This window comes from Nostoc sp. JL23 (assembly GCF_017115065.1).
Classification (GTDB): Bacteria; Cyanobacteriota; Cyanobacteriia; order Cyanobacteriales; family Nostocaceae; genus Nostoc; species Nostoc punctiforme_A.
Window position 1 is genome coordinate 138470 of the sequence record NZ_JABXKN010000034.1, and the last position, 25213, is coordinate 163682.

At 39.2% G+C, this 25213-nt stretch carries 15 protein-coding genes and 2 pseudogenes; 10 read left to right on the forward strand and 7 right to left on the reverse strand.

Annotated elements, in window-relative coordinates:
- Window positions 1-19: 19 nt before the first annotated feature.
- Both HWQ42_RS35445 and HWQ42_RS06110 read left to right on the forward strand, forming a co-directional pair.
- Window positions 20-5986: a class I SAM-dependent methyltransferase gene (locus HWQ42_RS35445; RefSeq protein WP_334812539.1), complete on the forward strand. Its 5967-nt coding sequence runs from the start codon at window positions 20-22 to the stop codon at window positions 5984-5986.
- 131 nt (window positions 5987-6117) lie between these two features.
- On the forward strand, window positions 6118-6750 hold the full coding sequence (locus tag HWQ42_RS06110) for a transposase (RefSeq protein ID WP_292810206.1): 633 nt from the start codon (window positions 6118-6120) through the stop codon (window positions 6748-6750).
- 131 nt (window positions 6751-6881) lie between these two features.
- On the opposite strand, the gene HWQ42_RS06115 is transcribed toward HWQ42_RS06110, so the two are convergent.
- The 3 genes and pseudogenes from HWQ42_RS06115 to HWQ42_RS06125 all read right to left on the reverse strand — a co-directional run.
- Window positions 6882-9101, reverse strand: a complete 2220-nt coding sequence (locus HWQ42_RS06115; RefSeq protein ID WP_292810208.1) for a tetratricopeptide repeat protein — start codon at window positions 9099-9101, stop codon at window positions 6882-6884.
- Window positions 9102-9236: 135 nt separating this feature from the next.
- A complete protein-coding gene (locus HWQ42_RS06120) occupies window positions 9237-9788 on the reverse strand; it encodes a type IV pilin-like G/H family protein (RefSeq protein ID WP_292810210.1) in 552 nt (183 codons plus the stop codon).
- Window positions 9789-9993: 205 nt separating this feature from the next.
- A pseudogene (locus HWQ42_RS06125) lies at window positions 9994-10113 on the reverse strand (Uma2 family endonuclease); the annotation flags it as partial.
- A 41-nt stretch (window positions 10114-10154) separates the two neighbouring features.
- On the opposite strand from HWQ42_RS06125, the gene HWQ42_RS06130 reads away from it, so the two are divergent.
- From HWQ42_RS06130 to HWQ42_RS06155, 6 genes are all read left to right on the forward strand, one after another.
- The gene (locus tag HWQ42_RS06130) at window positions 10155-10745 is read left to right on the forward strand and encodes a DUF2887 domain-containing protein (protein WP_292810212.1); all 591 of its coding nucleotides are present in this window, start codon (window positions 10155-10157) and stop codon (window positions 10743-10745) included.
- Window positions 10746-11134: 389 nt separating this feature from the next.
- Window positions 11135-12505 (forward strand): thioredoxin-disulfide reductase, encoded by a 1371-nt coding sequence (trxB, locus tag HWQ42_RS06135; RefSeq protein WP_292810247.1) that lies wholly within the window; start codon window positions 11135-11137, stop codon window positions 12503-12505.
- Window positions 12506-12624: 119 nt separating this feature from the next.
- A complete protein-coding gene (locus HWQ42_RS06140) occupies window positions 12625-13521 on the forward strand; it encodes an ABC transporter permease (RefSeq protein WP_292732330.1) in 897 nt (298 codons plus the stop codon).
- A 59-nt stretch (window positions 13522-13580) separates the two neighbouring features.
- On the forward strand, window positions 13581-13790 hold the full coding sequence (locus HWQ42_RS06145; RefSeq protein WP_094347563.1) for a hypothetical protein: 210 nt from the start codon (window positions 13581-13583) through the stop codon (window positions 13788-13790).
- Window positions 13791-13925: 135 nt separating this feature from the next.
- Window positions 13926-14846 carry an ROK family protein gene (locus tag HWQ42_RS06150; protein ID WP_292810249.1) on the forward strand — a complete coding sequence of 307 codons (921 nt, stop codon included), beginning with the start codon at window positions 13926-13928 and terminating at the stop codon, window positions 14844-14846.
- A 247-nt stretch (window positions 14847-15093) separates the two neighbouring features.
- Window positions 15094-16569: an ABC transporter substrate-binding protein gene (locus tag HWQ42_RS06155; RefSeq protein ID WP_292810214.1), complete on the forward strand. Its 1476-nt coding sequence runs from the start codon at window positions 15094-15096 to the stop codon at window positions 16567-16569.
- A gap of 191 nt (window positions 16570-16760) precedes the next feature.
- Here the strand turns inward: HWQ42_RS06155 and HWQ42_RS06160 are convergent, their stop codons facing one another.
- Window positions 16761-17183, reverse strand: a complete 423-nt coding sequence (locus HWQ42_RS06160) for a hypothetical protein (protein WP_094347562.1) — start codon at window positions 17181-17183, stop codon at window positions 16761-16763.
- A gap of 176 nt (window positions 17184-17359) precedes the next feature.
- The gene (locus HWQ42_RS06165; protein ID WP_292732119.1) at window positions 17360-18997 is read right to left on the reverse strand and encodes a CTP synthase; all 1638 of its coding nucleotides are present in this window, start codon (window positions 18995-18997) and stop codon (window positions 17360-17362) included.
- 84 nt (window positions 18998-19081) lie between these two features.
- On the opposite strand from HWQ42_RS06165, the gene HWQ42_RS06170 reads away from it, so the two are divergent.
- Window positions 19082-20836: an N-acetylmuramoyl-L-alanine amidase gene (locus HWQ42_RS06170; RefSeq protein WP_292810216.1), complete on the forward strand. Its 1755-nt coding sequence runs from the start codon at window positions 19082-19084 to the stop codon at window positions 20834-20836.
- Between the two features lie 69 nt (window positions 20837-20905).
- On the opposite strand, the gene HWQ42_RS06175 is transcribed toward HWQ42_RS06170, so the two are convergent.
- Complete coding sequence (locus tag HWQ42_RS06175; RefSeq protein WP_292810218.1) at window positions 20906-23479, reverse strand: DEAD/DEAH box helicase family protein; 2574 nt, start codon at window positions 23477-23479, stop codon at window positions 20906-20908.
- Window positions 23480-23852: 373 nt separating this feature from the next.
- On the opposite strand from HWQ42_RS06175, the gene HWQ42_RS06180 reads away from it, so the two are divergent.
- On the forward strand, window positions 23853-24125 hold the full coding sequence (locus tag HWQ42_RS06180) for a hypothetical protein (RefSeq protein ID WP_292810220.1): 273 nt from the start codon (window positions 23853-23855) through the stop codon (window positions 24123-24125).
- Window positions 24126-24347: 222 nt separating this feature from the next.
- On the opposite strand, the pseudogene HWQ42_RS06185 reads toward HWQ42_RS06180, so the two are convergent.
- Window positions 24348-25168 (reverse strand): annotated as a pseudogene (locus HWQ42_RS06185) (Uma2 family endonuclease).
- Between the last annotated feature and the right edge of the window lie 45 nt (window positions 25169-25213).

Here is a 25213-nt window from a genome sequence, read left to right on the forward strand (position 1 = left end):
CAAAGATAAGAATACGAATATGAATAAAAAAATTGACGATTCTGAACTGAACCGTTTGATTCCTGCGGAAATTAAAAATGATGAATTTTATGCGGCTATTCAAAAAATTGCTAGAGAAGAAGATATTAAAACAGTTTTAGAAATTGGTTCATCTTCAGGTCAAGGAAGTACCGAAGCATTTGTAACAGGACTTAGGGAAAATCCCAACAAGCCTACATTGTTTTGCATGGAAATCTCCAAAAATAGATTTACTGAATTAAAAAATAATTACAAAAATGAAGATTTTGTAAAATGCTACAATATGTCTTCTATTGCTGTAAAAAAATTTCCTACAGAAAAGGAAGTTATTGATTTTTATAATAGCCTTCATACTAATCTCAATATCTATCCTCTTGAGCGTGTGCTTGGTTGGTTGAGACAAGATATTGAATATGTAAATAATTCTGGAGTATCTGACAATGGAATTCAAATAATTAAAAATCAAAACAATATTGATTATTTTGATTTAGTTTTAATTGACGGTTCAGAATTTACTGGTCAAGCTGAATTAGATGAAGTATATGGAGCAAAATATCTTTGCTTAGATGATATCAATACATTTAAAAACTATCGAAGTTTTAATCGCCTGTTGAGCGATCCTGATTACCTGCTCATTATCTCAAACCAAAATATACGTAATGGCTATGCGATATTTCAACGAAAAATAGTGCAATCAATCAGCTATCAAAATATCCATGATGCTGTTGAATCTATTGAAGGATTCATGGTTCCTGGGCAAGAAGAATACCTTTTTAATAAGGTGAAATCTCTTCCTGAAGATGCTGTTATCGTTGAGATTGGTTCTTTTAAAGGCCGCTCTACAGTTGCTATGGCATATGCTTGCATAGGAACCAAACGTAAAATTTATTCTATTGATACATGGGATGGTAATGATGCTGACTTTTCTGAGCGACAATTCTTTGAAGTTTGGCAGCAAAATGTTCAATTAAACGGTCTTGAACAATATGTAATACCGCTACGTGGCTACTCTCACCATGTATTAAGCTGTTGGGATAAATTGACAAATAGTAAAGCTATTGATTTTATTTTTATTGATGGATCTCATCAGTATTTAGATGTTTTAAAAGATTTTGAACTATCGTTTTCATTGGTAAAAAACGGAGGATGGATAGCATTTCATGATGTTGTACCCACATGGCCAGGACCAGAACGAGTATGGCATAACATTGCTAAACTACGCCTTGTCAACCATGAATATTCCTCAACGCTAGCATGTGGTCAGAAAAGTTTAGCTGCTATCACCTCTACCTCAACGCCAGAATTACCAATTCACTTTTTTACTATTGTTCTGAATGGTCAACCATTTATCCGCTACCATATTGAGATTTTCAAACAACTTCCTTTCAAATGGCATTGGCACATTGTTGAAGGTGTAGCTGAATTAAAGCACGATACTGGATGGAGTCTACAACTTGGTGGGTATATAAACGATGAAATCCATTATAATGGTCGCAGCAATGACAGTACGACAGAATATTTAGATGAATTGACACAGCAATATCCTGACAATATCACAGTTTATCGTAAGCCAGATGGTATGTTTTGGGATGGCAAACGGGAAATGGTTAATGAGCCATTGTTGAACATAAATGAAGAATGTTTACTATGGGAAATAGATACAGATGAGTTATGGACAGTCGAGCAGATTTTGACTGCACGACAGATATTTATTGAGAATCCTGATAAAACTGCTGCTTTCTATTGGTGCTGGTATTTTGTAGGAGAAAAAATAATTATCAGTACTCGTAATTGTTATGCCCAAAATCCCAGACAAGAGTGGTTGCGAACCTGGAGATATAAACCAGGATCAGTGTGGGTAGCACATGAACCACCAAGACTAGAAGAGCCTTTGCCAAATGGTCAATGGCGGGATGTTGCAGCAGTAAATCCTTTTTTGCATCAAGAGACTGAAAAATATGGTTTAGTTTTCCAACATTTTGCTTATGTAACAGAAGAACAATTACGATTCAAAGAGCAATACTATGGTTATAGAAATGCTTTTTCTCATTGGAAAGTGTTGCAAGAGATAACTAAATTTCCAGTTCTGTTACGTGACTATTTTCCTTGGGTTTTAGATGAAACTCAGGTAAATGTTGCAGATTCATTGGGAGTAATTCCAATTGCACAACGAGAACTAAGCAGCAATGCTTGGCAGTTTTTGCGATCAGATCAAATACAGCAGCAAATTCCACAAATTAAAAAACTAGCACCAATCATCCTTGTTGATGGTGTATTTTTCCAAATCAACCAAACAGGCATTGCTCGTGTTTGGACATCTTTGCTAGAAGAATGGGTAAATAGTGGCTTTGCTAAGTATATTGTTGTGCTTGACCGCGCTGGAACTGCTCCCAAAATTCCCGGTATTAAGTATCGCACTATAGCAAGTTATGATTACAACAACACTGATGCTGACCGAGAAATGCTACAGCAAGTGTGTGATGAAGAGGGTGCAGAGGTATTTATCTCATCTTACTATACAACACCGACTACAACACCTTGCGTTTTCATAGCTTATGACATGATTCCAGAAGTCATGGGATGGGATATTAATAGTCCTATGTGGCGACAAAAACATCAGGCTATTCAAAATGCATCTCAATATATAGCTATTTCAGAACATACGGCACGTGACTTGGTAAGCTGTTTTCCTGAAATAAGCACAGAGTCTATAACCGTAGCTCATTGTGGAGTTAAAAGCACTTTTTTACCAGCAGATATTCAAGAAATTAACAATTTTAAAACAAAATATGGTATTACAAAACCATATTTTATGTTAGTAGGTGTTGAAAACAATTATAAAAATAGTATTTTGTTCTTTCAGGCTTTTTCTCAGCTTGCTAGCAGTTTTGGCTTTGATATTATTTGTACAGGAAATAGAGGTACATTATCACCTGAGTTTAGAAGCTACACATTAGGCAGTATTGTTCATATTCTCCAACTAAGCGATCATGAGTTAGCCACTGCTTATTCTGGTGCAGTAGCACTGGCTTATCCTTCAAAATATGAAGGTTTTGGTTTGCCTATAGTAGAGGCAATGGCTTGTGGTTGCCCTGTAATCACTTGTCCTAATGCTTCAATACCAGAAGTAGCAGGAGAAGCAGCGATCTATGTGAATGATGATGATGTCAATGCACTAGCAAATGCACTCTGTGAAGTGCAAAAGTCTAGTGTTCGCAACTCATTAATTACCGCAGGTTTGGCACAAGCGAAAAAGTTCTCCTGGTCAACAATGGCGAATACTGTAAGTGCTATCTTAATTAAGGGCACTATTCTACATTTAAATCTTAAAGAAATTAATTTAATTGTTTTTCCAGATTGGTCACAATCAGAAGATTTAATTAGCTTAGATTTAGAAATAGTAATTAAAACATTAGCAACTTATTCAGACAGTCAAAAGACAACACTAATTATCGACACAAGTGATATTGCTAGCGAAGAGGCTGCAATTTTACTTTCTGGTGTGACTATGAATTTGCTAATGCAAGAAGATATAGATATTACTGAAGGGTTAGAAATCTCCTTGTTAGGAAATTTAGCTAATATTCAATGGGCAGCTTTGCTACCTCGCATTAGTGCAAGAATTATTTTGGAATATGAAAACAAACAGGCGGTAGAAACATACCAACAAATTCTTGAACAAGGAAATAAATTAAATGGATTAATAGAGCAATGTAATGTTAAAGAGTTCATACATAATTATGAGTTAAGGAATAATTTAATTAGTTTAGCAACAATATATCAACAAGAAGATTCAAACATATCTGTATTAAAGGAACTACGTTTATTGAGAATGCAGATTGCTGAATCACTGATACATAAAGATAAAAATTCACTTGAAAGACTATACTTGAGCAAATTTGGTGAGGCTTATCAAGCATTGTTAAATAGTGATATTCAGAATGAATCGATAACAGACTCTGAACAGAGCTTTGTAAATGACTTATTAGCAAGAGTTGCGAAGAGATTTAATGAACAAAATGCTATTCAGTATCTTCTGGTAGCAATGCTGTACTGCCGTTCTCACCAGTTACCCTTAGTGTATGATCTAACTAAAATTCCTATTTGGTTACTTAATGACTATCTCAAATTTACTTTCAAACCTCCCCTTTATTTTCAGGAGATAGGAGAGGCAGATGATTACTATCAATATATGGAGAATTTAATTAATTATCTCCACAAAAACATTATCAGTAATTCTGAGTCTAAATTTTGGCAAGATATTGCTGAATATTTTACATATACAGTAAATTTAATTCCATTGTATTTTAATGAATTAAATTTGAAAGATATCTACACAAAACGTGCAGATATCATGAAATCATACTTACAAGAATTAAATCAAAATATTGAATACGAGTTCCCAGAACGCTTGGATGAACGAGTTAAAATTAGGGTGGGTATTCTTGCTAGCCATTTTGGTCCGCAGACAGAAACTTTTGCTACTTTGTCACTATATAAACATTTAAATAGAGATTTATTTGAAGTAATTCTCTTTACATTAAATGTGAGTAATCATCGTTTAGAACGATATTGCATGGGTCATGCAGATGCTCTTATTAAACTTCCAACTAACCTAACAAATCAAGTAGAAACTATTCGAGAATCTGACTTAGACATTCTGTTCATTTCTACCAATATTACCGCAGTTACTCATCAAATTACCTTGCTCTCTTTATATAGGCTAGCTAGAATCCAGATTGTTGATGCTAATTCTCCTGTAACAACTGGTATGCCTCATATAGATTATTATATTTCAAGTAAACTTTCTGAGACTGAAGATAATGCTCAAGAACATTATACGGAACAGCTAATTACATTAAATAGTCCTCCCCAGTGTTTTGATTTTGCAACCGAAGAGCAAATACTTGCCACAAATGCTATTAGTCGAGAAAGTTTGGGAATTGAAAAAACTGCTATAGTTTATGTTTCAGGAGCGAATTACTACAAAATAATTCCAGAGCAAGAAGTAACATGGGCAAAAATAATTGCTAGCGTACCTAATTCTATACTTTTGCTTTATCCATTTAATCCAAATTGGTCATCTTCCTACCCTTGTATAGCTTTTCGGAAGCGTATAATTACTACTTTTGCTAAATATGGTCTAAGCGAGGATAGATTGATCATTCTTGACCCAGCACCAAACCGTGCTGATGTTAAAGAACGTTTAAAACTTTGTGACATTTACTTAGATTCCTATCCTTACTCTGGCATGACTTCACTCATCGACCCGTTTGAAGTAGGTTTACCAACGATGGTTATGGAAACAGAACCCTCTCGTTCTCGAAAGGGAGCATCACTTTTACGAGAACTCCAAATATTTGATTTAATTACAAATAGTGAAGAAGCTTACATTGAATTAGCTGTTGCTCTCGGAATTAACTCTGAATTGCGTCAGCAAAAATCGGAGCAAATCAAGCAAAAAATGCACCAAAATCCAATTTTTCTTGATAGCCGCTCTCACTCTGCTCAAATGGGAGAACTCTTTCAAGAACTATTCTATAAACATCAAGCGATCGCTCTCAAAGAGCAACTCAATTTAAGAGATATTAACCTAGTTATTTTCCCAGATTGGTTACAGCCAGAAGACCTACTATATCAAGATTTAGCAAGTGTCATTTCTACTCTTACTAGCCACCCAAATAAAAGTTGCTTAACTCTCTTGATAGATACTCACAACATTTCTGAGGATGAAGCTGATATGCTTTTATCGTCTTTAACCATGAATTTGCTCATAGAGGGTGATATAGATATAACTGAGGGGCCAGAAATTTCTCTGTTAGGAAACATGAGTAGTATGCAATGGAAAACTCTTTTGCCTAGAATTAATACTCGAATTGCTTTAGCAACAGATAATCAATCTGCGATCGCACAAGCGAAAGCAGAAAATCTCCCATTCTGTGATGTAGATAGCTTGAGCGCATATTAAAAAGCCTTTTAAAAATAAGTTTGTAGTAAGCACTTCAGTGCTTAAATTTATCATTTTAGAGGAGGAGGACTAAAGTCACCACTACGAACTTTTGAATTGTTTGTAGTAAGCACTTTAGTGCTTAAAAATCCATGTATGAATATCGCAAACTCACAACAGAACAAAAAGCTGAACTAGTTAAATATCGCTTAAGCCAGGGTTATCCACCCCACTCTCCACCACATCCTGTACAAGATAAGCAATTTTATTTATTAACAGCAGCTTGTTATGAGCATCAGTATTATATACACACTGAATCTCGTCGTCAGCAACTGCTAAATATGATTTTTGATAGGTTTGGTGGAAGTGGAAATGAAGAGAGGGGCGCTGAAGCGCTCACTACAAACTTAAGAATATGTGCTTGGGTTGTTTTGCCTAATCACTATCATTTACTGGTTTATGTGGAAAATTTTGATGTATTAGGTGACTTGTTTCGCAGAATACATGGTGCGGTTTCTCGCCAATGGAATATAGAAGACAATGTAACTAAGAGAAAAATTTGGTATCGTTGGAGCGATCGCGCCATTCGTTCGGAAAGACATTATTATACAACTGTTAACTATATTCATTACAACCCAGTTAAACACGGTTTAGTCAAATCTCCTTACGACTGGGTTGAAAGTAGTGTTCACTGGTATTTACAAGCTTGTGGACGGCAATGGCTGCGTGATTGTTGGACTCAGTATCCAGTTCAAGATTACGGCAAAGATTGGGATAATTTTTAATGTTCGTAGTAAGGACTTTAGTCCTTATTTTCTAAGCACTGAAGTGCTTACTATGAACCCTCAAAACTAGCTTGACAAAGTTCTAGCCCTTATTGATATTTAATTCGAGGGTTAAAACCCTCACTACGAGCTTATTTTTTATCAATATACCTTTGCCACATCTGCTCGTAAGCCTTTTCCATCTCACGGGTAAACTGTTTGCCATTCCACAATGGGGCTGTTTGCCGCGATGCTTTCAGCTTCAGAGCAACTTGCTGGCGTAAAGCCTCATCTTTCCCCAAGCGCACACCCCATTCTATATACTCTTCATCAGTCCAGGCGATTCCTTCTGTGATACCCGCATTTATCATCATGGTGTAGCTGTTACGCGCTGCAAATTGTTCACCGACTCGCGTCACCAAGGGAATACCCATCCACAATGTTTCTAAGGTTGTTGTCGCTCCGTTGTAGGGAAATGTATCTAATACAATATCAGCAATGCCTAAATTAGCACGATGAACTGACTCTGAAAAAACTTGTGGTAGAAATCGTAACCGAGAACAATCTACACCTTCTTCTTCAGCAATTTGGTAAAAGAAGCGTTTAATTGTTTCCTCCTCAGCAGGCCCTTTAATCAAAAAGTAGCTGTTAGGTACTTGTTTAATAATTTGCATTTGCCACTTTGTCGTTTCTGGATGGCGCTTATATCCTCTTTGGGCGCTGAGATATACAACGGCATCCATAGGAATATCCAAATCATCGCGGCGGAGAGTTGGTACACCAACTTCAAAACCATCTACTGCTATGTAAGTTTGAGGTAATCGCCAGATTTTCTCTGTATAGTAATCTTGTGCATCATTTGGTAGTACATAAGGATCTGCGATAAAGTAATCAATTGCAGGTATGCCTGATGCATCCCATCCCAGCCAAGTAACTTGAATTGGTGCTGGCTTGAGTGCCATAACTTCACTGGTAATATCTAGAGTGATGCTATCAAGGTCAACTAAAATATCAATTTCATCTTGATATATCTGGTCAGCAATTTCTAGACCATTCATACCTAATTGACGAGGTTTTTCTGCCTGATTTAAATACCACTCTTGGAGATAGTCATTTACTAATTGATAGTTCACAAAATAAGTATGAATATCAAATTTATCTCGGTCATGATGTTGAAATAACCAGCGAGCTAACCAACCAACAGAATGATTCCTTAAAGCGTAAGATACATAACCAATTTTTAATTTCTTAGTAGGGTAAGATAAATATCTATTGCTGCTATTTTTGTGACAATAGTTTTTTCCTTCTGATTGACCAAAAGCTTTAATATAAAAGTTGAAAATCTCAGCTACCTGATTATGAATAGCTCGAAAATTAGCAGGAGCATCTTTAATGTGAGGTATCGCAAAAGATGGCGTAAGCAATCGTAAAATTCTTCCTTCTTCTAAAGGAATTCGTTCAGCTTTAATAAACTGTTGAAACACAGTTTCTAATTCTTGACAAGTTTTACATATCTCTTGCCAATATCCCCCGGCTGTCATTAGACCCCTTAACAGTAAATGGAGTGCAAAAATTTTATCAGCCAAGCTTTCTGATAAAGAATAACATAATCTAGCTGTCTCAATTCCTTGAGAATAATTACGAGCATCTTGATAAAAAGTGGCTAAGTGCCGCAAAATCTCTACATTATTTGGCTCCAATCGTAAATGCAATTCTAGCAGAGATGCTGCTAGTACAGGCTGCCGTAAAGTATGACCAATTTGGATAGCAGCAGGAAGCAGTAGAGAGAAACATTGATGAGTATTAGAGAAATAAGGAAGACTAGCTTCTATTAAATTTAGATTAATTGGATGTAATGGAAGAGTATTTAAAAATTCTTTTAGACATTGGATTAATAATTTGATATTGATTTCTATATTTTCTTTTGCGTTTAAACTTTCAATTAATCCCCAATCATTCAAATTATCAACTTCTTCAAATTTTTCCAACTTGAGAGAAAGTATAAGGATTTGAAGCAAATTATTTATATCGCCAGGATTAATTTCTCGTATGTGCTGGCGAATTAGCCAAGCTATAGAATATTCCGCCAGTATCTCGCGTCTTTCAGCTTCTATTTGTAAAAATTGAAATAGTTCATTTATCCATATTGGTAATTGTTCTTCATCTGCCTCTGTTATTGGCAGCATCCAAGTCATTTGAGCCTCTACTTCTTGCCCTTGTAATAGCAATAGTAATCCTAAATGCCAATAATAAGAGATAGTATTTGGTTCTATTGCTATTGCTTGTTCGTATAACTCTGCTGCTTGCGAATATTTTTCTTGAATGAAGTATTGTTCAGCTTGATTTTGCCAATTACATACATCAGTAATCATTGTAATTCTCTGAGAAGATTTGATGAGGAATATACTTTTGAACAACTTATACAATGAAAATAAAGTGGATAGAAGCATCTACCCACTTTGGAAAATATCTAGTTGAAAGACAATTTATATACTGTCTGTGCTTGGTTACTTAGCCAAAGAGACGTAGCTGCTGGGACAAGTAGGTGCTCCAGCGGTGGTGGTAATTGTAACGGCACTTGCGTTTACACCAGCGTTAACCATAGCGTTGTTAGATTCACACAAAACAGCTACGGTCGTAGCTTCACTGGTAGCTTGTTGGGTTGTCACCTCTACAGCACCAACATAGGCTTTGAGAGGCGCAGCGGCATTTATTACTGTTGCTCGGTTGTTTACTGAACTAGCGTCACCATTAATAGCCGTATATGTGTAATTTATGGTTTGTGTTGCAATACCAAGGCCTAAACTACCAATTGAAGTTGAAAATGTATTATTTTCTAAGTAATAAGCTTGTTGTGCGCGGTTCATGGAACCTACGTAGGTTTTAGCTTCTGACTGCTTGGCTTTGTTAGCTTGGTTCAAGAAAGAAGGTAGAGCGATCGCAGATAAAATACCGATGATGATAATTACTACTAGTAATTCAATAAGTGTAAAACCCTCGTCTTCCTTCTTCTTGGCGAGGATGTGTTGGAGAAACTTGGCTTTTAATTCAGTTTTCATAAGTGTTTTCCTGGGGGTAGGAAGTGCTTGGGTGTTCTAGATGTAACTTACCCAGATGCGATCGCTTTCCTATCACCTTCAGAAAAAAAGTTTGGGGAAGTACAATTACACAATCTAAAATCCTTGCATCCCAAATGGCACAAACATTACTGAGCCAATGATGTTGACCAAGGGCAAGATTTTCAACTTCGATTGTGGAAGCGCCTTATTCAAACTCAGGTGGCCACAGTTCTGATATTGCCAGTTCCCAACCTGGTAGCAAGTCTGGCAATATGAGCGTGTTGCCATTCTCCAATACCACTGGAGTTTGGTTTATTTGATAAACCGGTCAAGGGATTTGAAAATGAACCTTTATACTTTGTAGAATTGCAAACATACAAAGATGAAGAATTTTACGAACGATTTTTTGGGGAAATTTTTGTTTACTTCCGTCAATATAAACCAGCAAACTCAGACTGGTACGCAATTGTTATTTACGACAAACGCATTCATGAAACCCCACCTCACCCCCGCTATCAGGCTTTAGTAGAAAAACATCTACGCTGCATTTATCTGAATGAACTTTCTACTATTACTGAAGATTCCTTGGCGATAGGAATTGCCAAACTATTTGTAGAAGCGCCTACAAAAGCTACTTTCTTAGCCCAACAGCTAATCACTCAGGCACGAGAAGACTTCCCCGATGAAAATCTTCAAAAGAAAGTGATAGCATTTATCCAAGCCATTGTATTTTATAAGTTTCCCAATCTTACTTTAGAGGAAATTGAAGCTATGCTTGATTTAGATGCATTCAAAAATACTCGATTGTACGAGAGTATCGTGGCAAAGACAGAACCAGAAACCAAGCTGAAATTAGCCCCAAAATGTGTTGAGAAAGGTATGAGCATTCAAGAAATAGCTGAATTTCTAGAGCTAGACGTTGAAATTATCAAGAAATATCTACAAGAACAGTCTTAGTGATTCAGAATAATGTAACTTATGCAACTGGCATATACATATATTAGGAGCAATTGAAACCATGTTTGATTTAGATGAATTTACAAGTATTCGATTGTACAAGAGCATCTGGGAAAAGAGTAGATTGAAATTAGCCCCAAAACTTAGGGATCGAGGTATGAGTGTTCAAGAAATGGCAGAATTGCTAGAAATAGATATTGAAGTTATCAGGAAATATCTGCGAGAAAACTTTTAGCGGTTAAGAGTATCTTTGGCAAGTGTTGAGCGCATAGCACCGTAGGCATTTTGCGTAGGCGTAGCCCGTCGCAGACATCGCTTACCATCTGACGTAGCCAATCGTAAATTGTTATGCTATATTAAGCGTAGTCGTTATGAGTTTATATATTGTCATGACTAACCCAACTGTAGAAAACTTGGTAATTATCGGTTCTGGCCCAGCAGGATACACAGCCGCCATCTATGCTGGACGCGCTAACCTGAAACCTGTTGTATTTGAAGGTTTCCAAGCCGGGGGTTTACCTGGTGGGCAATTAATGACAACGACAGAAGTTGAGAATTTTCCTGGATTTCCCAAAGGAATTACCGGGCCGGAATTGATGGATCAGATGAAGGCGCAGGCGGAGCGCTGGGGGGCTGAACTATATACTGAAGATGTTATATCAGTTGACTTGAGTCAGCGTCCCTTTACAGTGCGATCGCAAGAAAGGGAAATAAAAACCAACAGTATTGTCATTGCTACGGGTGCAACCGCAAAGCGTTTAGGTTTACCCAGCGAACATGAATTCTGGAGTCGGGGTATTTCCGCTTGTGCAATTTGCGATGGTGCAACACCAATTTTCCACGGTGCAGAATTAGCTGTAATTGGTGCTGGTGACTCGGCGGCGGAAGAGTCTATTTACCTCACCAAATACGGCTCTAAGGTAAATATGTTGGTACGCACCGATAAAATGCGGGCTTCTAAAGCCATGCAAGACAGGGTTTTGAGCAACCCGAAAATCCAAGTCCATTGGAATACAGAAGCCGTAGATATCTTCGGTAATGGTCACATGGAAGGGGTGAAAGTCCGCAATACTAAAACTGGTGAAGAGAGCCAACTGCACGCTAAGGGTTTATTCTACGCCGTTGGTCACAGTCCCAACACTTCTTTATTTAAAGGACAATTAGAACTGGATGAGATAGGTTACGTTGTCACCAAGCACGGTTCTGTAGAAACCAGTGTCGAGGGCGTTTTTGCTGCTGGCGACGTACAAGATCATGAGTTTCGGCAAGCAATTACGGCTGCGGGTACTGGGTGTATGGCGGCGATGTTGGCAGAACGTTGGTTGTCATCCAGTGGCTTGATTCAAGAATTCCATCAACAGCCAGAAACAGCAGATAATGAATTAGAACATCAGCCAGCCAAAAAGACCGAAGCCGAGGAAGAAGCTGGATTTAATTTGGATGGGACGCGCCATGAGGGAGGCTATGCTTTACGGAAATTGTTCCATGAAAGCGATCGCTTACTCCTTGTTAAATACGTCTCTCCTGGTTGTGGCCCTTGCCATACTCTGAAGCCAATTTTAAATAAAGTGGTGGATGAATTTGACAGCAAAATTCACTTTGTGGAAATTGACATCGACAAAGACCGAGATATTGCTGAAAATGCTGGTGTGACAGGAACGCCAACGGTTCAATTGTTCAAAAATAAGGAACTAGTGAAGGAAGTCAAAGGCGTTAAGCAAAAGAGCGAATACCGCCAGTTGATTGAAAGTAATCTTTAGGGACTGGGGCATGGGGCATTGGGCATGGGGCATAGGTAATAACCAATTCCCAATTCCCAATGCCCAATTTGATATGTAAAATGGTCAGCGTATCAAGCTTTGATCCAGGCGATCGCTTTATGGCCATTACAAAACGGCGACTACCGACATTTTTACAGTTTGGCAAAAGTCCCAATCTTTCCCAAAAACTCATGCTCATCGGGTTAGCTATTACCCTATTTTTCATCTTCCTGGCATTTTTCGCTCCCGTATTGCAGGCTTGGGGATGGCTGCAAAACCCCAAAGATTTTCTCTCTAATCCAATTCACGAGCCACCCTCAGCTAAACATTGGTTTGGTACTAGTCGTCTCGGCTATGATGTGTTCTCCCGGACGTTGTTCGGCGCTCAAGCTGCTTTGCAGGTGGTAATTTTGGCAACAGCGCTGAGTATGATTATCGGTGTGCCTTTGGGGATGTTGAGTGGTTATCTAGGCGGAAAATTGGATAAAGTGCTGCTATTTATTATGGATAGCATCTACACTCTACCAGGGCTACTGCTGTCTGTGACACTGGCGTTTGTGGTGGGGCGTGGGATATTAAATGCAGCGATCGCTATTAGCATTGCCTACATCCCCCAATATTACCGCGTTGTTCGCAACCACACCGTGAGCGTGAAAACTGAAGTGTTTATCGAAGCTGCTCAAGCAATGGGTGCTTCCACTTGGGTTGTGCTTTCTCGTTATCTGTTTTTCAACGTCATTCAAAGCGTACCCGTCCTATTTACACTCAATGCCGCTGATGCGATTTTGGTGTTGGGCGGTTTAGGCTTTTTGGGGCTAGGACTTCCCGAAGAAGTGGCAGAATGGGGACATGATTTAAAACAAGCCCTAGAAGCTCTACCTACTGGTATTTGGTGGACTACACTTTTCCCTGGTTTAACGATGACATTCATGGTGGTAGGGTTATCACTACTTGGTGAGGGGTTAAATGAATTTGTCAATCCCCGATTACGGAGAGAAAATAGAATCCGACAGTAATCATTGGTCATTGGTCATTAATTTTAGACAAATGACAAATAAACAATACAGAGATTTGTATGAAAGATAATCTAACGTTAATTGCTGCCGCTACTGGCGGGTTTATCCTTTCCGTTGCTCTTGCTGGTATCTTAAGAGGTGCGCCAATTACGGCTTGGCAGGAACAATCGAGTTTTCGTACCACAACTGTTGCTAATTTACAGAGAGCGGAGTTGAAAGCCGCGCATCTTAAAATCGGTGATGAAAACAACTTGCACTCAATAGAATAAAAATTTGAGTATTTTTTCGCGCCAAGATGCTAAGTATAGATTTACAGAAAATAATGGCGAATTGAGGGGTGAAATTGAAACGCAGAGGAGCGCAGAGGTAAGCGCAAAGGGTACGCAAAGGTTTGCTAGGTGGCTATGGTTTGGTCTGAGGATTTTAAAGTGGTGAGTTCTCAAGTAATTGGCATTGATGTCGGGGGAACAGCTATTAAGCTGGGGCGTTTTGCAGATGATGGTACTTGTCTGCAATCTTTGACTGTGGTATCTCCTCAACCAACAACGCCGGAAGCGGTGTTGGCGGTGCTGGTAGATGCGATCGCTCAAATCGATCCAGATAATCAAGCTGTTGCGATTGGTGTTGGTACTCCTGGCCCATCTGATGCCGCCGGACGCATTGCCAAAATCGCCATTAACTTACCTGGATGGATCGATGTGCCTTTAGCAGACTGGTTAGAAGCTAAAACTGGCAAACCGACTGCGATCGCTAATGATGCTAATTGCGCTCTTTTGGGAGAAGCTTGGCTGGGAGCCGGTCGCCACTTTCAAAATCTGATTCTGCTAACTTTAGGCACTGGAGTTGGTGGTGCAATTATCCTTGATGGCAAACTATTTATTGGACATCAAGGAGCCGCCGGAGAATTGGGTTTAATTTCCTTAAATCCTGATGGCCCAATTTGTAATAGTGGCAATCGAGGCTCTTTGGAACAATATGCCTGTGCTACTGCAATTCGCCGCCGCACTCTCAAAGAACCTATCGAATTGGGTTTTCTTGCCCAACAAGGAGATGCCGCAGCATTGACTTTTTGGCAAGAATATGGTGCTAATTTGGGAATTGGTTTGACGAGTTTGATTTATGTACTCACACCGCAAGCGATCGTGATTGGTGGCGGTATCAGTGGTAGCTTTGAGTTTTTCTTACCAGGTGTGAAGGCAGAAATTGAGAAGCGAGTGCAGCCTTTATCACGAGAGGGTTTACAAATATTGCCAGCGGAGTTAGGCAATTTTGCAGGAATAGTAGGTGCAGCAAAGTTGGCATGGCAAAACTATTCAAGATTTTAAATTATGGTTCAAACAACCCCAGCTAGAGACATCTGTCTTTACAAATTAGAAGAAAAATGAAGCTCTAACTAAGAGATAATTTAATTAATTTTACATTACGTAACATAGTTTAATTTATTCTTGCCCACTTACTTAGCAATTCTGACTGATGGTGAAAAGTGAGTAAAAAGCAACTATTTAAGCTTGAATAAGCGCTATGTAATGTCAGAAGATGCAGTAAAGATGTTTTTCTGGCAAAAATCATAAAATGAACATGTTACTCAGAACCAAAGCCAGTTTAATGACTAAAGGCTTGAAGTATCAGCAAAGAGTCAAGCAAACTTTTACTGTAATGCTAATAAGAGCTAGCCATCGCTACGTACTCGTGGCATTAATACTCAGCTTGATAATTCTTGCCTGCATTAACATTTTAAAATCTAGCCAATCTTCAGTCACCGAGTCTCCTATTAACAGTAAAGTCCTGAAGATTTGGTCAGATAAAGGTTATACTTTGGAAGAGGATGAAGCGCTCCAGAAGATCATTAGTAACTGGGAACAACAAAGCGGCAACAAAATTAAACTTACTTTCTATACTAACGATGAATTGCCACAAAAGACTCAAAGGGCACTTCAGGCAGGTAATTCACCCGATCTCGTCATAAATAGCAGTGCTGAGAGGGAGCTGTATCCACGTCTTGCCTGGGAAGGTAAACTGGCAGATGTCTCTGATGTAATTGAGCCAGTTAAAAGTATTTATTCTGAAGGTGTTCTGGAAGCAGTTCGTTTATATAACAACGTTGATAAGAAGCCGAGTTACTATGCAGTCCCAATTAATCAATTAACAATTCACATCTTTTACTGGCGAGACTTACTAGAGAAAGTAGGTCGAACTGAAAGCGATATCCCTAAAAATTGGGATGCTTTCTGGGAGTTTTGGAAACAAGTGCAGGATGATTTGCGCGCACACCAAAAACAGAATATTTACGGGTTAGGCTTTCCTTTCTCCACTGGTTCTACAGATACCTACTACTTGTTTGAGCAGATTTTAGAGGCATACAATGTCCAAATTTTAGACTCCAAGGGTCAACTTCTGCTCAACGATCCCAAGGTGTATCAAGGTATTGTTAAAAGCTTAGAGTGGTATGCGAAATTTTTCCAGCAGGGCTACGTACCACCGGACGCAGTAAACTGGTTAAATCCAGACAATAATCGCAGCTTGCTCAATCGTGGCGTGGTTATGACACCTAACAGCTCGCTTTCGATTTCTGCTGCTGTCCGCCAAGATTCTGACACCTATCGTCACAAGCTTGGTATCCTAGAATTTCCGAACAAACCTAATGGTAAACCGATGCGCTTCTTAGTCTCGATTAATGAAATAGTTTTGTTTGCCGAGTCTAAAAATCAGAAGGTAGCCAAAGACTTTCTCGCGTATTTAATTAAACCTGAGATAATAGGAAACTATCTCAAAGCTACCGGAGGACGGTATTTACCAGTAATGAAGCCTGTTTGGAAAGACCCCTTTTGGACAAATCCAGCAGATCCTCATCTTTCCACTGCAACTCAAACACTAACTAAAGATACTCGCCCATTTTATATTGTTCAAAACCCTGCTTACAGCTTAGTTTTAGAAGAGAATGTTTGGGGTAAGGCTCTCAATCGAATAGTTGTCAATAGCATATCTCCAGAAGAAGCAGCAGACACGGCAATTGAGCGGATAAAACAAATTTTTGATGAATGGCAGTGAGCTATATGCAATTTTAGAATTAGCACCTTAGCACTAAAGTTACAATTTTATTCTTAGATAACTCTACAAAAAAGATGATTCAATAGCTAGGCTAATTGAGCAGAAATTCTTACAAAGCATTTTTTAAGATTAGGAAGGTAGTAAATCTGGTTTTCAACTTTCTTGTTACCTTGTTCTACTACACAGGGATTTCAAGACAAAGAATATCCTGTTGCTTTCTTAACGTATTTCACAACTTTTTCATAAGATTCAGGATTACTCACAGGGTTGATGATGATGGGAATAGTGCCATCTGGCAACCAAAAAGTTATCCTACCGTTCGGTTCATGACAAAAGGAACTGATACAGTTGAGATTAATTACATATTCATTTTTTTCGTAATTTATTCTTACCCAGTGGGCGTGATCTAATTCTAATCCTGTCACACATTCTAAATAATCAAAAATCTTTTGATAATCTTCCAAATTACTTTGCGGGTTAATCACTATGGGAATGGCACTATCGGGTAGCCAAAAAGTCACCCTGCCATTGAGTTCATAACAAAAAGCATGGACACGCTCAAAATTCACCACATATTCTTTCCTCTCGTAAAGGATTTTCACCCAGTACGCCACAACATCTCCTCAAGTCCGAAATTTACGAATGATGCACCCTGGATGTCCAAATCGAGTAAAGCCCTAAGTTAATGTTGTTATGCACTAATTCAAAATCTAAAAAATTAATTTTGAATTACGAATTACGTTAGCGTAGCGGTAGCGAGTCCGCGAGCGTCATTACAAATTACAAATTTTTATGACACCTCCAATGGTGTTGGTGTGCTAGATGTCGAAAGAGAAAGAGCGATCGCTGTTTGAATAAACCCTTTAAATAAGGGATGAGGTGTACTGGGGCGTGATTGAAATTCTGGATGAAATTGGCAAGCAAGAAAGAATGGGTGCTTGGTTAATTCCACAATTTCAACTAAACGCCCATCGGGAGAAGTACCACTAATCACATAGCCAGACTTTAACAACAAATCGCGGTAATCATTGTTAAACTCATATCGATGTCTATGTCGTTCATAAATCACATCTTCTTGATAGAGCTTAAAAGCTAAAGTATCAGGGAGAACACGACAAGGATATAGTCCTAAGCGCATTGTACCCCCTAAATCCACTATTTCCTGCTGTCCTGGCAATAAATTAATTACTGGATCAGTTGTATAGGGGTCAAATTCAGCACTGTTGGCACCTGTTAATCCCCCTACGTGCCTAGCCCATTCAATCACGGAACATTGCATTCCCAGGCATAATCCCAAAAAGGGAATTTGGCGATCGCGGGCGTATTTAATGGCGGCAATTTTGCCATCGACTCCCCGAACCCCGAAACCTCCTGGTACAACTATGCCATCGACACCCTCAAGAGAATTTTCGGCTGCTTCAGTTTCCAAATCTTCTGAATTTATCCAACGCAGGCGCAGTTTGCCGTATGTGGAGATTGCAGCATGATTTAATGCTTCCACTACAGATAAATAGGCATCACTTAACTGCACATATTTACCAACGATCGCAATTTCTACCTCGTGCTTGGGACTATGTAAACGTTGTACCAGGGTTTGCCACTGCGTCAAATCTGGTTTACGTTGTTCCATTTGCAGCAAGTTCAGCACTTGTTCTGCCATTCCTTCACGTTCTAGATTCAGCGGTACTTCATAGATACTTTTGGCATCTTGGGAAGTAATGACGCATTCTTCCGGTACATCGCAAGATCCCGACAATTTTTGTTTTAATCCTTTGGGTAAAGGGCGATCGCTCCGACAAACTAAAATATCTGGTTGAATACCAATGGATCTCAGTTCTTTAACTGAATGCTGTGTCGGCTTAGTTTTCATTTCACCAGCCGAGGCAATCCACGGAACCAGCGTTACGTGCATATACAGCACATTCTGCCGTCCCACCTCTTTACGGAACTGGCGAATTGCTTCCAAAAACGGCAGTGATTCAATATCTCCTACCGTACCGCCAATTTCTGTAATCACTACAGAAGGGTTTGTGCTTTTAGCAACTCGCAGAATCCGGTCTTTAATTTCATTGGTAATATGAGGAATTACCTGGACAGTACCGCCATTGTAGTCTCCGCGCCGCTCTTTATTGATGACTGCCTGGTAAATCGAGCCAGTAGTCACACAATTTAAGCGCGACATTGAGGTATCGGTAAAGCGTTCGTAATGCCCCAAGTCTAAATCTGTCTCCGCACCATCTTGGGTAACGAATACTTCCCCATGCTGAAAGGGACTCATCGTGCCAGGATCGATATTAATATAAGGGTCGAGTTTGAGAATCGACACCGAATATTCGCGCGACTTGAGCAAACGCCCTAGACTTGCTGCTACAATGCCCTTACCAATACTGGAAACTACGCCTCCAGTAACAAAGATAAACTTAGTCATAGTATTTTGAATTTCTAACAACTTCTAAAAATACATCCCGTCATTGTGCCACAGTTGTTGTGGTGTCATCTTCTGTGATTTGCTGTGAAAAACCTCTTAGGATTAGTAATATTAGGCTGTATTCTCACCTCCTCAGTTGCATTGGCAGAGCCATCTCTTATAGTCGTTTTTCCCCAGACAAACTACCAGACAAGTGCCCAAAAAATCTTCTTTCTGGGCACTGCACCACCAGATGGTCAGGTTTTGATCAATAGTAAGCCAATTACCCGCAGCAAAGCTGGTCATTTTTCGCCTAGTTTCCCCTTGCAGTTGGGGGAGAATCTTTTTACTGTGCGTTACCACAATCAAGAACTTAAAATTAAGGTGATCGGGCTTAACGCTAGCCCTGAACTACCACAGGGGGTAGCTTTTGCGAAAGATTCCCTGACTCCCGCAGTTGACATTGCCAGATTACCAGGAGAAGTAATTTGTTTTGGCGCGATCGCACCCCCTAACGCTAATGTCTCTGTAACCCTGGCTAATCAAACTATTGCCCTTTTACCGCAACCTCAACAGGCACAACTACCAAGTAATTTGGCAGCTTTGACAGGGCAAAATCAGCCTCATGCCCAGTCTAGCGTAGGCAACTATCAAGGTTGCACCACAATGGCAACAGCCGCCGATCTGGGAAAACCTCAATTTCAACTGATCCTTGATGGCAAGACACTAACTCAATCAGGATCTGGTAAGATTGAAATCCTCTCAAGATCGCAGTTGCCAGTTTCTGAGGTTACAGTAGAGTCAGGCGTGGCTCGTACTGGGCCTAGCACCGATCATTCTCGACTTACACCACTGCCCAAAGGCACACGCGCAACGGTTACAGGTAGGGAAGGTGAATGGTTGCGCCTAGATTATGGCGCTTGGATTAATAGTAAAGAAACCCGCATTTTACCTGGTGCAGTTCCGCCACAAACAATAATTCGCAGTGTCGGATACCGTCAACTCCCTAGTGCGACAGAGATAGTTTTCCCTTTGCAAGTTCCCGTACCCGTGAGCGTACAACAAAGTGAGCAAACTCTCGCTCTCACTCTCTACAATACCACTGCCCAAACAGACATAATTCGCCTGGATGATAACCCCCTAATTAATCGCCTAGACTGGCAACAGGAAGCTCCAGGACAAGTAAAATACACCTTTAACCTCAAAAAAGCTCAACAGTGGGGATATAAGCTGAGATACGACGGTACAACCCTGGTTTTGGCTTTGCGTCATCCGCCTAAAATCGGGAACACAAGACGCAAGTCTTTAGCTAATTTCAAGATTGTACTAGATCCAGGGCATGGCGGTAAAGAATCTGGTGCCAGTGGCCCAACTGGATATTTAGAAAAAGATGTGAATTTGGTGGTATCTAAGTTGCTGCGCGACGAGTTGCTGAAGCGAGGGGCAACGGTGGTGATGACGCGGGAGGACGACAAGGAAGTTTCGCTAGTAGAACGTCAGGCAATTATCAGTCAAGAAGAACCTGCGATCGCACTTTCCATACACCATAATTCCCTACCCGATGATGGCGATGCCGAAAAAACCAAGGGATTCGGCGCTTTTTGGTATCAACCCCAAGCCCACAACCTCGCAATATTTTTACAGAACTATGTAGTCAAGAAACTCGGTAGACCTTCTTATGGTGTTTTTTGGGATAACCTGGCGCTGACACGTCCGACAGCTGCACCATCGGTGTTGCTGGAATTGGGTTTTATGAGCAATCCTGATGAATTTGAGCAGGTGGTGAACCCAGAGGAACAGAAGAAAATGGCAAAAGCGATCGCTCAGGGGATTACTGAGTGGGTTAGGAGTGTACAGTAAATTTGGAGGTACAACTAGTGTTGTACCTTCATTGTATTTGGTGGAGTGCGATCGCTCCTTTCGCTACATTTATTTCTTTGTAGTAACTTCAATCTTGTAAGCCTGACGACCAAGCTTCTCTTGAACGAACTTAAGAAGTTCCGATTTATGTTTAAGCAACCATTCAGGCTTATTATTAGGATACAAATATATATTGTAAGTGTAAGTGTAGACTTCCCAATCAACCTTGCAAACTGCTTTGCAATGGTAAAATAAATTAACTATTCTTGTTAGAGTCCTTGTCGCCTTTTCACTTTCTAATGTAAATGATAAATCCAGATTTTTGGGAATACCCAAATCTGTTTTGGGAATACTCAATTTTGTTTTGTTCTGCCGAAAATCAATTTCATTCCTGCCTTTACGTCTATTGCAAATAACACACAGAGTTTGTAAGTTTTCTACAAATGTTTTCCCACCCATAGAAAACGGTTTAATATGGTCAATTTGTAATTTACCTTCTGCCTTAACTCCACAACATAGACAAGCATAACCGTCTCGTTTTTTTACTTGTTCTCTTTCTTCTTCAGTAGGGTACCGATCATCCCCCGGTGGTGTAGGCGTAGGAATAGGTTTAGGTATTTCATTGCCATACCCATCAGTCATTATTTTATTGATAACCAACTGAAGGGCTATTAGAAGACGATTTGGTGTTTTATAGAAAGTTTCCCACAACATCCCAGCTTTTGAAAACTCTTGCTTGATATAGTTGTTTAGTTGTGGATTTGAAAAATTAATTAGCTCATGAGCAATTTTATCTAAGTCATAGATTTCTCTTTCTTCAAAGGAATGATACGGGGGTTTAGAATGTAGATCATCTTGAGCGATGTGACGAACGATCTTAATTAAATCTGAATTAATTCTTCTGCCAACGTCATCAGTTTCATCGTCAAAATACTTATCTATCCATTCTTCAACTTGAGGCTGCATCCATTTATCATCAAGATACTCTTTAGACCATTCATCTTGCAAGTTTGAGCCAAGAATAAAGTTAATAAAATTCTCAAACTTGGATTGTGTATGTTCATAGACCATGACAAATTCGGTAAATGGCTCCATTGAGTCATTGTTATTATCAGAGTTAGCATATACAATTTCAGTTTTATACCATCCAATAGGAAATATTTTCTTATATTCTATTGGATAAACTCCATCATTCTCAATTGACTTCGATAATTCTTCGATTAGACGAATTGATATATATTCGAGTGGATAATGTTCTCCTTTTCCAGGCTTTTTATCATCAGGTTTAGTATCGCCATCTATTGGGTTAACCCAGTCAATTAAACGTTTCCAGTCATCGAAGAATAAAATAACATTTGCCTCACTGCTGCTCCCTCCTGCTTTTTTCCCACGTAAAGCTCTACCAATCATTTGAGTCATTAGAATTGAGCTTGTTGTTTGGCGAGTAATAAATACAGTTTGAACATTGGGAACATCAACCCCTTCTGTTAACATTCTTACATTGATCAAAACATCAAGCTTATTATTCTTAAAATCATCTAAAATTCTTTTATTATCATCTTCTTTACGTTTATTATGTGCCTCTGCCGAACCTGGATCAGCATCTATATGGGAATAAATTGCATCTGCTTTAATGCCTTTATCAACAAGTTTATTCTTTATATATTCACATTGAAACCAACGGTCAGCAAAGATAATAGTTTTACCATAAGTATTTTTTTTAGACACATAACTATTTACTATGAAATTGTTTCTATGTTTATCTTTTGCAAGAATTTCGATAATTGATTCAGGAAGGTCTTTATGTTGTTTAACTAATCGGTCATATAATCTATCATCAACTTCCATCTCTGTGCCAGTTGACACTTCAATGTAATTAGGTCTAGCTAAAATACCTTGTGTTATTAAAGTTTCTTTATCAGCTTGATAAATAACTCCATTATCTCCATCTGTAAATATTTTCCATAGCCAACCTTTCTTAGCCTTATCTGTATAAGTTGGTGTAGCTGTTAAACCAAGTATATTGGAATTGCGTACTAGCTCTCGAAGTCCTTTTTCACCAATCAATAAATTTCTGCAACCATAAGCCGATGAATGGTGAGCTTCATCAACAATTACAAAAAGTCCTGTTTCTTTAGAATCCTCAATAAATTTTCTAAAAGCTGTCTTAACTTTATTACCCAAACCGTCTAAAGCATCAGGGTGTAAATTACTGATAGCTGTTTGTATTGTCATAATGACAATATCATCGGTTAGTTGTATAGATGATGCTTTGGCATGAGAGGGATTGCTGGAAACGCGCCTAATATTCAATGTTTTTTTAGAATGTGAAATATCTCTGGCATTTTCACAAAAAGTAGAGAATGCTTGATCCAGTAGATAAAACGAAGGAGCTAACCAAAGTATTTTAATATTTTTAGGGATTACATGGTCACACGACCACTTAACAGCTGTAAATGTTTTGCCTGCACCCGTTGGAAGTACTAATAATCCACTCCTCGGTTCTTTACTGTCAAGTTTAAATGTACTACTGAGTTTTTTAAACGCCTCGACTTGATGCTGAAAGGGAGGCTTAGGGGAAAAGTGAGTATCTTTTTTTCTCAGTTGCTCAAGATTGAACGATTCATACTCTTTATACTCCATAAATATTCTCTTTTTTTGGAACGCAAGTTTTTGTGGATAAATACAATTTGTATTTCAAACTTAGAATTCCCACAATTTTGTATAAAGTATCACTGTGCCGAATCGGGAAAATTGTACATTAAGAAATTTAATAAACCTCGACCGCGCAAGAATGGCGCTCAAAATCATTGATATAGTTTGCCTATGCTAAATAAAGTAAGAAATTTTGTGCAGTAGTTTCTTACTTTAGAGTTTTTCAAAGCATTTTTTCCTCTGCTGCTTTGAGGCGATCGCTCTTCTAACTCCTACAGAATCAAACATTACTCTCTAACGTCTGTAGCTTCTGCTCTACAATGAAGTGAAGAATCTAGCAGCTTAAACAGGGGATTTATTTATGTCCCACCCTACGCTCAGTAGCCAAGAAGTCGCCCGACGTGGAAAGGAACTCTATCAAAGAAGTATCCGTGCCAAAGTTGAGACACAAGAGAACATTGACAAAATTATCTCGATTAATGTTGAAACAGGAGATTACGAAATCGGTAATGATTTAGTCGAAACGAGTCTTCGATTACGATCCAAGCAAACCGATGCAGCGCTTTGGGGAGAAAGAATTGGTTTTGATGCCGTTTATGCAGTTGGTGTTACATTGCTCAGAACGGCACAGTGATACACGGGACTGTAGTTTGCGATCGCACCACTGCCAAACCTAAAAGATGGAGCCATGCAGAAGATAGCAAAAACAGCCCTCAAGTTATTGAAAGGTGCGTTGGCTGGCGTAGCCCGTCGTAGACATCGCTGATTTACCTAATAATTAAAAGCTAGTTGAAGTCTGTGGTAAGCTTTTACCCGTGATTACTAAGTTTTTCGGCTTGCCATAACTTAGTAAATATTACTCTACTTCTGGATCGATACCCATTGCCCTGAGCCGTTCTGCTAATTGTGCAGCTTTTTGTTCTGCTTGTTCAGCCCTTCGTTCTGCTTGCTGGGCTTTTTGCCTTTGCAACTCGGCTTCTTCTTGACCAATCAGTAACAGATTTCCCTCTAAATCCCACCAGCGCAACCAAAATTGCTCAGGATTATTCAAGTAGCTTCCTTGCCATAACCCTAGTTCTACTCCTAAAGGAGGAATTGGGTAGCGATCTCGCTTATTAGGCTGTATTTTGTGGTAGGAAAAATCTACCAGGTGATAAACCTCCAGTTTGTCATTACTAATTTCATAAATGGCATAGTAGGGAATTCGGATTATTCGCTCATATACCCAGAATTTACCCGGTTTTGCGCCTTCTCGACTACCAGCTAGAGGTAAAGGAGTAACATCTCGTTCTTCATCGCCATTACCACTAGCTAGTTCTATGGCAATCAATGGGGGTATGTATTCTCGCCACAAAACATAGGAGCGGCGGTTTTTGCCATCTAGCCTTGATGGTACACCAGGGACATAAAACTATCCGGTGCTGCTGCTCCTTTTTCTGGTGGTTCAGTTTCTCGCCAATAAATACCACAATCTTGACCAATGCAATACTGTCCATCTGGATGTAAGCGTTGCAAAACTTGAGCAATTGAGTCTGTCAAAATGACGGTTTGGGGATGCTCTTGAAAATTATTGCCTTCGGCACGCTCCGCGAACACAAACGTACCATCAGACTCTGGTAGTTGAGTGTGATCGGGAAACTGGGGCGGTATGGCAATATCACCAAGTGTTTCACTCATACTTTGAAAAGTATTGCAGCTATTTATTTAGTGCTTGACGCTTCC

What these genes read in the sequence shown, in the direction of transcription:
- HWQ42_RS35445 (WP_334812539.1), top strand. Translation starts at nt 20, where the DNA reads ATGAATAAAAAAATTGACGATTCTGAACTGAACCGTTTGATTCCTGCG.
- HWQ42_RS06110 (WP_292810206.1), top strand. Translation starts at nt 6,118, where the DNA reads ATGTATGAATATCGCAAACTCACAACAGAACAAAAAGCTGAACTAGTT.
- HWQ42_RS06115 (WP_292810208.1), bottom strand. Translation starts at nt 9,101, where the DNA reads ATGATTACTGATGTATGTAATTGGCAAAATCAAGCTGAACAATACTTC.
- HWQ42_RS06120 (WP_292810210.1), bottom strand. Translation starts at nt 9,788, where the DNA reads ATGAAAACTGAATTAAAAGCCAAGTTTCTCCAACACATCCTCGCCAAG.
- trxB (WP_292810247.1), top strand. Translation starts at nt 11,135, where the DNA reads ATGACTAACCCAACTGTAGAAAACTTGGTAATTATCGGTTCTGGCCCA.
- HWQ42_RS06140 (WP_292732330.1), top strand. Translation starts at nt 12,625, where the DNA reads ATGGCCATTACAAAACGGCGACTACCGACATTTTTACAGTTTGGCAAA.
- HWQ42_RS06145 (WP_094347563.1), top strand. Translation starts at nt 13,581, where the DNA reads ATGAAAGATAATCTAACGTTAATTGCTGCCGCTACTGGCGGGTTTATC.
- HWQ42_RS06150 (WP_292810249.1), top strand. Translation starts at nt 13,926, where the DNA reads ATGGTTTGGTCTGAGGATTTTAAAGTGGTGAGTTCTCAAGTAATTGGC.
- HWQ42_RS06155 (WP_292810214.1), top strand. Translation starts at nt 15,094, where the DNA reads ATGAACATGTTACTCAGAACCAAAGCCAGTTTAATGACTAAAGGCTTG.
- HWQ42_RS06165 (WP_292732119.1), bottom strand. Translation starts at nt 18,997, where the DNA reads ATGACTAAGTTTATCTTTGTTACTGGAGGCGTAGTTTCCAGTATTGGT.
- HWQ42_RS06175 (WP_292810218.1), bottom strand. Translation starts at nt 23,479, where the DNA reads ATGGAGTATAAAGAGTATGAATCGTTCAATCTTGAGCAACTGAGAAAA.
- HWQ42_RS06180 (WP_292810220.1), top strand. Translation starts at nt 23,853, where the DNA reads ATGTCCCACCCTACGCTCAGTAGCCAAGAAGTCGCCCGACGTGGAAAG.